This window comes from Roseibium sp. (assembly GCF_050301095.1).
Classification (GTDB): domain Bacteria; phylum Pseudomonadota; class Alphaproteobacteria; order Rhizobiales; family Stappiaceae; genus Roseibium.
In genome coordinates, this window is sequence record NZ_JBNKYW010000156.1 from 18,475 (window position 1) to 31,681 (window position 13,207).

The 13,207-nt window shown below is 61.6% G+C and carries 12 protein-coding genes; 5 read left to right on the plus strand and 7 right to left on the minus strand.

Annotated elements, in window-relative coordinates; genetic code table 11:
- Positions 1–79: 79 nt before the first annotated feature.
- The gene (locus ACQY7U_RS14360; RefSeq protein ID WP_428645529.1) at positions 80–1,174 is read left to right on the plus strand and encodes a M24 family metallopeptidase; all 1,095 of its coding nucleotides are present in this window, start codon (positions 80–82) and stop codon (positions 1,172–1,174) included.
- A gap of 63 nt (positions 1,175–1,237) precedes the next feature.
- On the opposite strand, the gene ACQY7U_RS14365 is transcribed toward ACQY7U_RS14360, so the two are convergent.
- The 7 genes from ACQY7U_RS14365 to ACQY7U_RS14395 all read right to left on the minus strand — a co-directional run bounded on the left by ACQY7U_RS14365 (position 1,238) and on the right by ACQY7U_RS14395 (position 9,477).
- The gene (locus tag ACQY7U_RS14365; RefSeq protein WP_428645531.1) at positions 1,238–2,587 is read right to left on the minus strand and encodes an N-acetylmuramoyl-L-alanine amidase; all 1,350 of its coding nucleotides are present in this window, start codon (positions 2,585–2,587) and stop codon (positions 1,238–1,240) included.
- Between the two features lie 116 nt (positions 2,588–2,703).
- Positions 2,704–3,513: an ATP-binding cassette domain-containing protein gene (locus ACQY7U_RS14370; protein ID WP_428645532.1), complete on the minus strand. Its 810-nt coding sequence runs from the start codon at positions 3,511–3,513 to the stop codon at positions 2,704–2,706.
- Between the two features lie 3 nt (positions 3,514–3,516).
- On the minus strand, positions 3,517–4,383 hold the full coding sequence (locus ACQY7U_RS14375; RefSeq protein WP_428645534.1) for an ABC transporter ATP-binding protein: 867 nt from the start codon (positions 4,381–4,383) through the stop codon (positions 3,517–3,519).
- A complete protein-coding gene (locus ACQY7U_RS14380; RefSeq protein ID WP_428645536.1) occupies positions 4,380–5,231 on the minus strand; it encodes an ABC transporter permease in 852 nt (283 codons plus the stop codon). The genes ACQY7U_RS14375 and ACQY7U_RS14380 overlap by 4 nt, the downstream gene beginning before the upstream one ends.
- A complete protein-coding gene (locus tag ACQY7U_RS14385; protein ID WP_428645538.1) occupies positions 5,224–6,234 on the minus strand; it encodes an ABC transporter permease in 1,011 nt (336 codons plus the stop codon). Before ACQY7U_RS14385 ends, ACQY7U_RS14380 begins: the two co-directional genes overlap by 8 nt.
- Positions 6,235–6,331: 97 nt before the next feature.
- Positions 6,332–7,858, minus strand: a complete 1,527-nt coding sequence (locus tag ACQY7U_RS14390) for an ABC transporter substrate-binding protein (protein WP_428645540.1) — start codon at positions 7,856–7,858, stop codon at positions 6,332–6,334.
- Positions 7,859–7,908: 50 nt separating this feature from the next.
- Positions 7,909–9,477: a phytoene desaturase family protein gene (locus tag ACQY7U_RS14395; protein WP_428645541.1), complete on the minus strand. Its 1,569-nt coding sequence runs from the start codon at positions 9,475–9,477 to the stop codon at positions 7,909–7,911.
- 111 nt (positions 9,478–9,588) lie between these two features.
- On the opposite strand from ACQY7U_RS14395, the gene ACQY7U_RS14400 reads away from it, so the two are divergent.
- The 4 genes from ACQY7U_RS14400 (at position 9,589) to ACQY7U_RS14415 (ending at position 13,204) form a co-directional block, all read left to right on the plus strand.
- Positions 9,589–10,380, plus strand: coding sequence for a cyclase family protein (locus tag ACQY7U_RS14400; protein ID WP_428645543.1), 792 nt, complete (start codon positions 9,589–9,591; stop codon positions 10,378–10,380).
- Positions 10,381–10,392: 12 nt separating this feature from the next.
- Entirely contained in the window at positions 10,393–11,949 is a 1,557-nt protein-coding gene (locus tag ACQY7U_RS14405; protein ID WP_428645545.1) for a phytoene desaturase family protein, read from the plus strand.
- Complete coding sequence (locus ACQY7U_RS14410) at positions 11,946–12,440, plus strand: MarR family winged helix-turn-helix transcriptional regulator (RefSeq protein WP_428645546.1); 495 nt, start codon at positions 11,946–11,948, stop codon at positions 12,438–12,440. The genes ACQY7U_RS14405 and ACQY7U_RS14410 overlap by 4 nt, the downstream gene beginning before the upstream one ends.
- A 227-nt stretch (positions 12,441–12,667) precedes the next feature.
- Positions 12,668–13,204 (plus strand): VOC family protein, encoded by a 537-nt coding sequence (locus tag ACQY7U_RS14415; protein WP_428645568.1) that lies wholly within the window; start codon positions 12,668–12,670, stop codon positions 13,202–13,204.
- Positions 13,205–13,207 lie beyond the last annotated feature (3 nt).

Sequence of the window (13,207 nt, forward strand, 5' to 3'; positions counted from 1 at the left end):
CGCCGAGTCCGGGATGACAAAATAGCTGTATTGAACAAGGCTTGCGCTTTTGCGCGCTTTCCTCTCGGAGTTTCTTGAAATGTCCTCCCTTTCCGATCAGCGTCTAGCAGCCCTTCGCGAACGCATGGCAGCGACCGGGACCGATCTCGTGGCGATCGGCCCCTCCAGTCACATGATTTATCTGGCCGGGCTTGATCCCCATGGCGACGAGCGCCCGGTCATGTTGCTCGTTGCGCCGGGTCATGCCGGTTTCCTGATGCCGGCGCTGAATGTCGACAGCGCGCGCCAGAAGACGGATCTGCCGTTCTTCCCCTGGCGCGACGATGACGGTCCGGATGCCGCGCTGGCGGATCTTCTGAAGGCGTCAGACCTTCCGGCAAACCCGAGCGTCGTCATTGATGAGACCATGCGCGCGGATTTCGCCCTGCTTCTCCTCGATGCGCTTCCCGGCGCCTCCCGCCGCTTTACCGATGATACGGTCGGCTTCCTGCGCGCCCGCAAGGACGATGCCGAATACAGGCTCCTGAAAGCCAGCGCTGTGCTGAACGACAAGGCTGCTCAGGCCGGGTTCGATGCCCTTAAACCGGGCATTACGGAAGAAGAAGTCGCCGCTGTCATCCGCGATGTCTATAAGGCGGCAGGGGCTTCGCCCGTCTTCACCAGCATCTGCTTTGCCGGAAACGGCGCGTTCCCGCACCACCATACCGGTCAGACGCAGCTGAAAGCGGGTGATGCGGTGCTGATCGACATCGGTGGCCGTCTCGATGGCTATCCCTCGGACATGACCCGCGTCGGCTATTTCGGCGCGCCATCAGAAGAATTCGAAAAGGTCTATGCCGTGGTCGAAAGCGCGGTCCAGGCAGCCCTTGCCGCTGCCAAGCCCGGCGTGACAGCGAAGATGATCGATAAGGCGGCACGGGACGTCATCACGGAAGCCGGTTACGGCGACTGTTTCCCCCATCGGACCGGCCACGGTCTCGGCATCGACATCCATGAGCCGCCCTATATGACGGCGACTTCGGAAACCGTGCTGGACGAAGGTATGGTGTTCTCCATCGAGCCCGGCATCTATCTTCCCGGCAAGTTCGGCCTGCGGCTGGAGGAAATCGTCATCCTGCGCGCCGACGGCGCGGAAATCCTGTCCGACATGCCGCGCGATGCGGTAATCAGATAGAGTTTGCCGGGCCATTCCGCGCCCGGCAGTCATCTGTTCGGCATCGTCCTGTCGAAGGCCTTGTCAGGCCAATGCCGCGGCGTCGAAAATTCTGAGGGCCGTCTCACGGTCAAGACGAGCGTTTCGCCCGCTACCGGGCGTGGCGCTTATCTCGGTCGCAAAAAAGTGGATCTGGAAATACTGGACAGCGCGCATCGCATCCGCATTCAGGACACTGCCGGGGCCGCTGCGCCCGACCCAATAACCGATCTTGTTGAGATCGGTCAGGATTTCCCGGATTGGCTGACCTGTGATGTTTTTCATGGGATTTCCGCCATAGACCGATCCTCCGTCGTTGTCGTTGAGACGAAGTTCGGTGTCGTTGGGGCCGCCCTTGAAAATGCCGCCGTAGATCGTTTCCAGGATTTCCGGTCCGGCGGCGATGAAGCTTCTCAGGGTCGGGTAGCCTTGACCCGGGCCTGGCGGTCCGAAACCGGCCCGGCCGAGACGCGGCCAGTCGAACCTGAAACCTGGATCGAACTCCCGGATCTTCATCTCCACGGCGAGATCGGAATGGCCAATGACCCGCTTGGGATCGATCCCGTGCGCATTCACCAGTTCATCCAGAAGCCAAAGGAGCGACTTGTATTGCTCTTCGGTAAAGTCCGCGTCTGCCTTGGTCGGTTTTACATTTTCCAGTTCGATTCCGATCGACCTGCTGTTGATGTCCTTGTCTCCGGCCCAGTAGGGATCACCCGGGTGGTCGGCTCCACCCGCATGGCTGCCCAGGACGTCGTCGTTAATGAATTTGATGATCTGGCCGTCGTTCTTCAGGATCAGATAGTGCGCTCCGGCCTTGCCTGAGATCTTGCGTACGGCGCCATAGGGATCCGAACCGGACGTGAGATGAACGACGATCAGGTCGGTCTTGGTCTTCAGCTTCCGGCGATCTGTAAAGTCGGTGATCCAGACCGGCTGAAGGACAATGCTGATGCCGTTGTGCTCGACCTTCCAGGCTTCGCCGTTCGCATTCGAGTTGGAGGCAGTGACCGCGCTTGCAATACGCGCCCGGCCTGGATTGCCCTCGATCTTGACCTTGAGGTCCAGTGGTCGGTAGACGCGGCCCGCGCCTGCCGGAAACGGCCGTGCGAGAGCGGGGCCGACAGGGCCGCTGTCCCAGTACTGGGGGAGAATTCGAAGCAGGTAGGTGCCGTTGCCGGAAGGAAGGTCGATCTTGACCTGGCCCCGGTTGTTGGTGCGCCCCACCGCGTCGCCCCGTCTCAAGGCGCTAAAGGAGCGGCGGGCTTCGGCTGCGGTCAGTTCGTACAGGAAGATATCTGCTTGTGCGACCGGATCGTCAAAATGATGCTTCCCCCGTCTCTGCCGCCTTCTGTTTATTCTGTAGCGGTTGTCGATCCTGATCGTGGCTCGCATGCAAGCACCTCGCGCGTGGGAATTTCTCCTGCCTCGCACACTATAGGTGGCCATGCCCTGTAATGAACCCGGTAAAACTTACACTTTTCGGCAATCCTGCTGCACCGGTCCGGTCCCTAGAACCAGGCCTGTGCCGGGTCGGGCAGGGGGATGGCGTCGAGAAGCGTACGGGTGTAGTCCGACTTCGGATCGTCGAACAACTCCGCGGACTCGGCATTCTCCACGATCTCACCCTGGTAGAGCACGAGGATCCGGGTGCACAGGCGCCGTACCACGGAGAGGTCGTGGCTGATGAAAGCAAGCGTCAGCCCCAGTTCCTGAACCAGACTGTCCAGAAGTGTGAGCACCTGCGCCTGGGAAGACACGTCGAGTCCGGAGACGATCTCGTCGGCGAGAATGAATTCGGGCCTGAGAGCAATAGCCCGCGCGATCCCGACCCGCTGGCGCTGGCCGCCGGAAAGTTCATGCGGGAACCGGCTTGCGAAGTGCCGGGGCAGGCCGACCATGTCGAGCGCTTCGTCGACCCTGTTCCTGACATTGTCGAACCCCTGCAGCTTCAAGGGACCCGCAATGATCCCGCCGACCCGGCGGCGCGGATTGAGCGAGGACATGGGGTCCTGGAAGATCATCTGAAACCGCCGACGAAGAGGGCGCAGACGTTCCTCCGGCATATGGGTGATGTCGGTTCCCTCAAAGCTGATGGAACCTTCGTCCGGTTCGATCAGGCGGATCAGCGCACGTCCAAGTGTCGACTTGCCGGAGCCGGACCCGCCGACGATGCCGAGGATTTCGCCCTTTGGAATGTCGAAGGTCAGGCCCTTCAGAACGTCGACACGCGGGGCGGCACCCAGAAGCGGCTTTCTGGAAAGATCGGGGAAGGAGACCTTGAGGTCTTTGAGTTGATAGATCATCTCGCTCACGGCCATTCCTCACCCGTTCCCTTGCGTGTCGAAGGAGGCAACTTCCTGTTCGACCGCCGTGATGACGCTGTCGGGAACCGGCAGAAGCGATCCGTCCGGGTCCGTATATTTCGGAGTGGCCGCCAGCAGGGCCTTTGAGTAGGGATGCTTGGGCGCGTCGAAGAAGGTCTTCACACTGGTTTCCTCGATCACCTTGCCGCCGTAGAGTACGGTCAGCGACTGGCCGATCTTGGAAACGACGCCGAGATCGTGGGTCACGAAAAGAAGCGCCGTTCCGTGGCGCTGCTGCATGTCGCGGATCAGCTTCAGGATCTGTTTCTGCACCGTCACGTCGAGCGCCGTGGTCGGCTCGTCCGCGATGATGAGTTTCGGTTCCGCCGCAAAGGCCGAGGCGATCAGGATGCGCTGGCGCATGCCGCCGGAAAGCTCATGCGGATAGGCTTTCATGACCCGCTCGGGCGCCTGGATGTGAACCTCTTCCAGAAGTTCCAGCGCCCGCGCTTCCGCCGCCTTCCGTTTCCATCCAAGGATTTCGACGAGACGGTCGGTGATCTGCGGGCCGATCCGCCGGGACGGATTGAGCGCGGTCAGCGGATCCTGCGGGATCAGCGCGGCCTTCGCCCCGATCCTCTGGCGCCGGGCCTTCGGGGAAAGGGCCTGGAGGTCCTCGCCGTCGAGAATGATCTCGCCGCCGGTGAGCTTTGCAGCGCGCGGCAGGATGCCGAGCACGGCCTTGCCGATCATGCTTTTGCCGGCACCGCTTTCACCGACGAGCGCACGGACCTCACCAGCGGCGACGTCCAGCGAAACACGCCTGAGCAACGGTACGCCGTTGGAAAGCTCGACGGTCAGGTTCTTGACGGACAGGTAACTCATCGCAGCACCGGATCGAAATGGTCCTTCAGCCCCTCGCCAAGCTGGGAGAAGCTGAGAACCGTGAGGAAGAGGGCGAAGAGCGGAAACACCAGTACCCACCAGGCCTGATAGATGGACGTCCGCCCTTCCGCGATCATGCCGCCCCAGGTCGGCTGGTCGGTGGAGATGGAAAGGTTCACGAAGGAGAGGATCGCCTCGACGATCACCGCGATTCCCATTTCCAGTGTCAGCAGGGCGACGATGGTCGGCAGGACGTTCGGCAGGATTTCGGTCAGCGCCGTGCTGAACCGGCTGCGGCCGGCGACCTGGGCGGAGGCGACATAGTCCATCTTGCCCTGGCTCATGGCTTCCGCGCGCACCACCCGGGAAAAGCGGGTCCAGTCGATGACGACAATGGCGATGATGATGGAGCTGAGCCCCGTGCCGAGAACCGCGATCAGCAGGATCGCGAAGAGCACCGGTGGAAAGGCCATCCAGATGTCCACCAGACGGGAGATCACCAGATCGGCCTTGCCGCCGTAAAAACCGGCGATGAGGCCGAGCGTCGACCCGATGAGGCAGGTGAGCGTGCCTGCGACCAGGGCAACCACCAGTGCCAGCCGCGCCCCGTAGAGCATGCGGCTGAGGAGATCGCGCCCGAGGGAGTCCGTTCCGAGCAGATAGGCGGGATCCGCGCCCTGTTCGAAGAAGGGCGGTAGCCGTGAGGCGAAAAGGTCCTGGGCCAGCGGGTCATGCGGGCTGATCCAGGGAGCGAAGAGGGCGGCGAGCACCAGAACGGTCAGCCAGCCACCGCTCAGCCAGAGACGGAGGCCCGGCAGTCTGCGAATGTTTCCACGACCGTCACGCATGGCGAAGCCTCGGGTTCAGAGCGGCATAGGTCATGTCCACCACGAGGTTCACCATGGTGAAGAGCAGGGCGAACACGATAACGATGCCCTGGATGAGCGGCAGGTCGCGGTTGATCACCGCATCGATGGCCATATTGCCGAGGCCCTCGTATGAAAACAGGCGTTCGATGATCACCGTGCCGCCGATCAGGAAGGTGAATTGCACGCCGATCAGCGTGAGCGTCGGCAGGATCGCGTTCGGCAAAGCCTCGCGCAGGATGATCGAGCGTTCGGGATAGCCCTTGGTCCGGGCCAGGGTGACGTAATCCTGGTGCATGCATTCTTTCAGGGATTGCTTGAGGAGCTGCAGGATTATGGCGGCAAGCGGAATGGCCAGCGCCAGTGCCGGCAGCAGCATGTGGCTTGCAAGGTTCAGCACCACATCGAACCGCAAACGGACTAGCGCCTCGAACAGGTAGAAGTTGGACTGGAAGTCGAAGCCGAGGGACGGCGACACGCGGCCCGAAATGTGGAACAGCGGCCAGACCACGCCGAGGACAAGGATCAGCGCCAGACCCCAGAGGAAATCGGGCAGTGACAGCGCGATGCCACCGGCAACGTCGATGCCGCCCTCGACCTTCGAACCCCGGTAAAGCGTCGCCGTCATGGCGGCGGCACCACCCAGGAGAACGGCGATGATCAGCGCGACGATCGAAAGTTCCAGTGTGGCAGGAAGCCGTCCGACCACCAGGTCGTAAACCGGCTGGCGCAGGGTGATCGACGTGCCGAAGTCCCCCTGAACCACGTTGCCGATCCAGATCCAGAACTGTTCCGGGATGCTTTTGTCGAGACCGTAGAGCGCCTTGAGGCGCGCAATGTCCGCGTCCGTCGCACCTGGGGGCAGCATCATGGCGATCGGGTTGCCCGGCACGACCCGGATGACCACGAAGACGATGACGGCCGCCCCGAACAGGGTGACGAAGGTTGTTGCCAGGCGCGTCAGCAGCGCACGCACGATGAGCATGATAGGGAATGAGCCCGCTTCAAGAACGAAAAAGAGCCGCCGCAGCGTCCGGAAACTGGTAAATCGGACGCCGCGGCGAAGTTGGGGTGGGTTATTCTTATGAGCGCGTCATCAGATGCGGCAGCAGCGCACCCGAGGCATGCGGGGTAACCTTCACCTTGTCGCTGTGCAGGATGGGCTGCACATATTGAAGCAGCGGCAGCACCAGGGCGTTTTCCGCAATGAAACGGTCGACTTGTTTCCAGCCTTCGATCCGCTTGTCTTCATCCTGTTCGCCCCACAGCGGCAGGATTTTCTGCATCAGGTCCTCACCGTCCCAGACGGAGTGCGGGGAGGGGCCGAACATGGCAAAGCCGGTCGACGTGGTCGGATCGCCGATCGCATTGCCCCAGTTGTAGAAAGCGGCCGGAGCCAACTGATCGGCGGCCCGCAGCTCGTAGTGCTTGGCGATCTCGTAGACCTCGATTTCGGCCTCGATGCCGACCTTGCGCCACAGACCCACGATCACCTGGATGATCTCGTAGTCCTTCGGCTTGAAGCCGCGGGTTGTCTGGATCTTGAACTTGACCGGATTGTCCGGTCCGAAGCCGGAAGCCGCCAGCAGTTCCTTTGCCTTCTCCGGGTCGTAGGGAACCGTGATGGAAGCGTCGAAGGCCGTGTAGTCCGGCGTCTGCAGCGTGTCGATGGCAACGCCGTAGCCGGACAGAAGCCGGTCGATGATCGTCTGCTTGTCGATGGCATAAGCCATCGCCTTGCGGACATTGGCATCCAGCATAGGGTCAACGTCATTGATGAAGATCATGCCGATGTCGGAGATCGGCGCCGCCGTTCCTGCAATACCGTCCTGGGCCTTCAGCCGGTCGAATTCCTCATAGGGCATTTCCAGCGTCACATGAGCGTTGCCCGACATGACCTCGAAGGTACGGCTGGAGGCATCGGTGACGAACTTGATGGTCACCGTCTTGAATTCCGGCGCGCCGCCCCAGTAGTTCTCGTTGGCTTTCAGACGCACGAAGGCGTTGCGCTCGAACTTGTCGACCATATAGGGGCCGGTGCCGACCGGCTTGGCCTCGAAACCTTCAGGTCCGACTTCCTCGAAATACTTCTTGGGCATGACGTAGCCGGTCAGGAAGCTCATCCACTTGAAGATGGTGGGCTCATATTCCTTCACGTCGGCGGTGACGCGGTTGCCCTCAACCTGGAAGTTGCCGATCTTGCCCCAGATGAACTGGATCGGGTTGCCGGTCTCCGGATTGCCGGCGCGCTGCAGCGACCAGGCGACGTCTTCCGGCGTCAGCGGGTCGCCGTTGTGCCAGCTGACACCTTCACGGATGTCGAGCCAGATCTTGGACTTGTCGTCGTTCCAGCCCCAGGCGGTCACGATGCCGGGACCGAAGGAAAGATCCGGGTCCTGGTGGATGAACATGTCGAATACCGACTGGTAGATCCCCTGAATGGTCGGGTTCACCGCGGACGGACCGACCGTCGGGTCCCAGCTCGGCAGGTTGACGTTATAGGCGATCACCAGCTCTTCGATTTCGTTGGCAAATGCCGGCGTGCCGGCAGCCGTCAACAGACCGCTGGCAGCGGCCGTTTTCAACAGCGTACGTCTTGAAACTTTCATTGGTTCTGTTCCCCATTATCGTTAGCGCCGTGCGTGTCTTTTTGTTGTCGCTATCCGGCGAGTTTCTGCGCGAGCAGGTATCCGGGCCCGGCACCGGTGCCCGCCCCCGGCCAGACGGCTGCCCCCGTGTGGAAAAGGTTCCCCACCGGCGTTCTTCCGTCGGCAAAGCCGCGAACGGGCCTGAACATGAAGTGCTGGGTCAAGTGATGACTGCCGCAGATCTGGTCTCCTCCGACCAGATTGGGATTGTCCGCCTCCAGCATGGCGGGCGATACGATATGGCGACCAAGGATCTTGCCGCGTGTGCCGGGAGCGTGGCGTTCCAGAATGTCCAGCGCACGTTCGGCAAAGGGTTCGGCGGCGGTTTCCCAGTCGGTTGAGGTGATCTGTCCGGCCGCGTCGCCCTTGATCTTGCCTGGCGCCATCCGCACCTGCAGCCAGAGCACATGTTTTCCCTCCGGAGCGCGGCTCGCATCAATAGCGGTCGGCTGGCCGCAGACGATGATCGGTTCCGCCGGCAGGAGCCCGGCCTGCGCTTGCTGGTAGACCCGCGCCATCTGATCAAGCTCTGGCGCGATGTGGACATAGGCAAAGCTTTTCAGCTCTTCGCCCGCGCTCCAGTCGGGAAGCCCGTCCATCGCCAGATGGATCATCATGGTGCCGGGCGCATGCGCGACCTTGCTCAGGCCGGTGTCGTAGCGTGTATTTCCGGTTTCGCCGGTCAGCTTTTGCAATGCCTGCGGGGCGACATTGGCGATCACCGCCTTTCGCGCTATGATCTGGCGTCCATCCGCCAATTCGATCCCGCGCGCCTGGCCGCCTTCAACAATGACGCGTGTGACCCCGGTGTTGCAGGAGACAACGCCGCCGCGTGATTCGATGAACGATATCATGGCCTTGACGATGGTTTCGGCGCCGCCTTGGCCCAGCACCATGCCGAACGCCTGGTTGGCCATGCCTTCCAGATAGGGAAAGAGGGCACCTCCGGCGACGTCCGGAGCGAAATCGAGATGCATGCCCCAGGCGGCAAGAAGGGCCCGGACCTTCGGCGAGACGAAGGTTTCATTCAGCCAGTCTCTTGGGCTGGCAAGCAGGAAACGTCCCAGATCGAGCACGCCGTCCGTGCCGGTCCTGCGCCACTCTTTGAACAAGATAGATGCAAACGCACGTTTTTTGGCGGGACTGCCGAGCAGCCCGAAAAGGGTTTCTGCACGGGCCGGAAAGGCAGAGGTGAGCTCACGCCAGGTTTTTGCATCTTCCCGGTTGATCGCCTCGATTCGTTTTGCGGTCGCCTCCAGGTCATTGCTGACGCCAAGCCAGGAGCCGTCGTCGAAGACGGAGGAAAAGCAGTCGGCTACCGGGACGAAACCAAGGCCGTGCCCAATAAGCTCTTCACCATACTCTTTAAAAAACGGCGATCCGGCGAAAAGGGAAAGGTTCATGGCGGCCCAGTCGTGCCGGAAACCGGGCAGAGTGTATTCGCCGGTCTTGACGGCGCCGCCGGGCACGGACGCGCGTTCGAAGACGCCAACCTTCCATCCCCTGGAGGCAAGATGCACGGCGCAGGCAAGACTGTTGTGCCCGCTGCCGATAATGACGCCGTCCAATGCCTCATTCATGGATTGTGTTCTCCTCCCGTTGAAGAAGATAATTGCAAATACAAATAAATCTGTCTAGCATCGATTTGTGATAACGAGCCGACAGGCCAAAACACACAGAGGGAAAACAAGATGTCTGCAGAGAGCGCGCTCAGTGGACTGGGAGCCAAGCTCCTGTCCGGAGATGTTGAGGTGGTGGACTGCACGGGCGTTCTGGGCCCGAACACGCCTATCCTCCAGTTGCCGCCGGATTTCGCCAAGAACACGCCGAAGGTCGAAATCCACAAGATCAGCGAATATGATTCCGATGGTCCCTTCTTTGCCTGGAACTGGATGGTTCTGGGTGAGCATTCGGGAACGCATTTCGATGCGCCCCATCACTGGATCACCGGCAAGGACTATGAAGACGGCTTCACCGACACGCTGAACGTTCAGCGTCTTGTTGCACCGGTCAACGTGATCGACTGCTCGAAGGAAACCGAAGCGAACCCGGATTTCCTGCTGACCGCCGACCTCATCAAGGCCTGGGAGGCCGAACATGGCGAGATCGGTGAGGGGGAATGGGTCGTCATGCGCACCGACTGGGACAAGCGCGCCCATGACGAGGCCCTGTTCCTGAACGCCGACGAAACCGGTCCGCACAGCCCGGGGCCGACGCCGGACGCCATCGAATACCTGCTGTCGAAGAAGATCGTCGGCTGGGGCAACCAGTGCATCGGCACGGACGCTGGCCAGGCCGGGGGTATGGAGCCGCCTTATCCGGCACATAATCTCCTGCATCGCGACAACTGCTTCGGTCTGGCTTCGCTTGCCAATCTCGACAAGCTGCCGCCCAAGGGCGCGATTCTGATTGCAGCGCCGCTGAAGATCGAGCGCGGCACGGGCAGCCCGATCCGCGCCTTGGCGCTGGTTCCGAAGAACTGAGGCTGCTTTCCCGTGTCCGCACCGCATCTGATCATCGGTTCTGGCATCAACGCCCTCGTCGCGGCAGCTCTGCTGTCGCGCAAGGGCGAGCCTGTTCTCGTCCTGGAGCGGTCCGCGCATCTGGGTGGATGCATGCGGACCGAGGAAATCACCTTGCCCGGTTACCGGCACGACGTCATGGCGGCAACTTTCGTGCTGTTCCTGACGTCGCCCGCCTATGGTGAACTGGCCGAAGACCTCGGGCGCCATGGCCTGGAGTTCTGCCACACGGCCCATCCGACCGCGGTCCTGCGGCCAGGCGGCCAGTCGGCGGTCCTGACCATGGACCGGGCCGCGAATGTCGCGGCCTTTGAAAAACTGGCCTCCGGCGACGGCAGGCAACATGAGGCGGATGTCGGTGGCATTGAAGCGGATGCAGGTTTCCTGTTTGCGCTTCTGGGCAACCCGCTCTGGTCTTTCAAAATGGCGCGTCTCGTCGCCGGTCAGGCCTGGAAACGCGGCCTCAATGAACTGAAGGCCTGGTTCGGTGCCGCCCTGCAGCCGGCCCGCGGCTGGCTGGAAGGCAGCTATTCAAGTCCGACCCTGCAGGCCCTGTGGGCGCCCTGGGTGCTGCACACGGGGCTGACCCCGGAAAGCACCTATTCCGGCCAGATGGGCCGGGTGATCGCCTTTGCGCTGGAGGCGGCCGGAGCCCCGGTCGCCAAGGGTGGGTCCGGGTCCGTACCGGAGGCCTTCAGGAAACTCATCGAGGAAAAGGGCGGCGCGGTCCGCACCGGCGTCGACGTTTCGCGCATTCTTGTCGAAGACGGCAAGGCCGTTGGTATCGAAACATCGGAAGGGGAGACCATTCGCGGCCGTTCCGTGATTGCCTCCGTCACCCCGACGCAGCTTTACGAGCGGCTTCTGGAGGGCAATGACTCCGGGAAGAGCGCAAGCAAATACCGCTATGGCCGGGGAAACTTCCAGCTTCACTACGCGCTCGATGGCGACCCGGACTGGATTGCGGAAGGCCTGGAAGACGTGGCACTGATCCATCTGGCCGACGGCATCGACAGCGTTTCCAAGTCCGCCAATGAAGCCGAGCGTGGCCTTCTGCCGGAAACGCCAACAATCTGCGTCGGCCAGCCGCACCGGCTCGACCCCTCGCGGGCGCCGGAAGGAAAAGGCATCTTGTGGCTGCAGATCCCCGATGCGCCGCGCATCATCAAGGGCGATGCGGCGGGTGAAATTGAAGCCGGACCGGAGTGGACGGAAGCAGTGAGCGAAGCCTTCGCCGACCGGATCGAGGCCGTCCTGCGCCGCCATATCCGGAACTTCGACCGGATCAAGCTGGCCCGCAAGGCCTATTCGCCCGCTGACCTCAATGCAATCAATATCAATCTGGTGGGCGGCGATCCTTACGGTGGCGCCTGCACCATTGATCAATTTTTCATATGGCGCCCCTTCGCCCATTCCAGTAACAGCGCCACCGACATTCGGAACCTCCACATGATCGGCGCCTCGACCCACCCGGGTCCGGGCCTTGGCGGAGGCTCCGGCTACAATCTGGCAAAAAGGATGGGTGCATGAGCGAGACGGACGGACAGGATCTCATGGAAGAAAACACCCGCGTTCCGCGGTTGGGTGAGATCGGCCTTGAGAACTTTCCACCTTATCTGATGAACCGCATCATGGGGCGCTACAACGCGGTATTGCGGGATGAAATGGCCCATCTCGGCCTGACCACACCGAAGATGCGAACGCTCGCCGTACTTTCGGTCATCGACGGGATCCTGATCCGGGAGCTGGCGATCTACGCGGTGGTGGAAACCTCGACGCTCAGCCGGGCTCTCGACGCGCTGGAACGCGACGGCATGGTCCGGCGCGTGAGCGACAAGGAAGACAGCCGCGCGGTCCGTATTCATCTGACGGAAAAGGGACGCGAGACCCACGAAATGCTGTGGCCGCACCTGGCGGGGGTCTACCGCCAGATGTTCAAGGGCATCAGCGATGCCGAACAACGGGCTTTCGTCGCGACGCTGCAGACGATTTTGAAGAACGTGCGCAAGCACCCGATCTAGCCTTGTGATCGCTCAAGGCGGGCCTATGGCCGGAAGAAGCCTCATGGCCAACGAGGACGCCTTTCCGGCTCGCCGGAAAGTCTTTCTCCGCCTTGCGGGTGAGCGATTGTTTCTAGGTCTTTGACTTAGATGCCGGACCGACAGGGAGAAAAGTCCGGCCGAACCAGGAGGGGGAGAATTTGAAACATTTGCTCGCCGGTGCCTTTGCACTGCTCAGCCTGCCCGCGATGGCGGACTCCATTCCCGGCATGCGCGGGGTCAATCATGTCGGCATGACGGTGCCGGACGTCGCCGAAGCCACCGCGTTTTTCGAGGATGTGCTTGGGTGCAGCAAGGCTTTCAGCTTCGGTCCGTTCTCCGACAGCGAAGGCACCTTCATGCAGGATCTCCTGAACGTGCATCCGCGTGCGGTTATCGATGAAATCGTCATGGTTCGCTGCGGCTTCGGGTCCAATATCGAGCTCTTCCAGTATCAGTCTCCGGACCAGAAGACGGCTTTTCCGAAGAACAGCGATATCGGCGGCTATCATGTCGCCATCTATGTGGACGACATCGGCAAGGCTGCCGATTACTTCAAGTCCAAGGGTGTTCGCACCCTCATGGGCCCGCTTCCGGTGAACGAAGGACCGGCTGCCGGGCAGTCCATCCTTTATTTCTTCGCACCCTGGGGACTGCAGATGGAGGCGATCTCCTACCCCGGCGGGATGGCGTACGAGAAGGACAGCAGTACCGTGTTGTGGTCGAACACCGACCCGGCCAAGTAATCC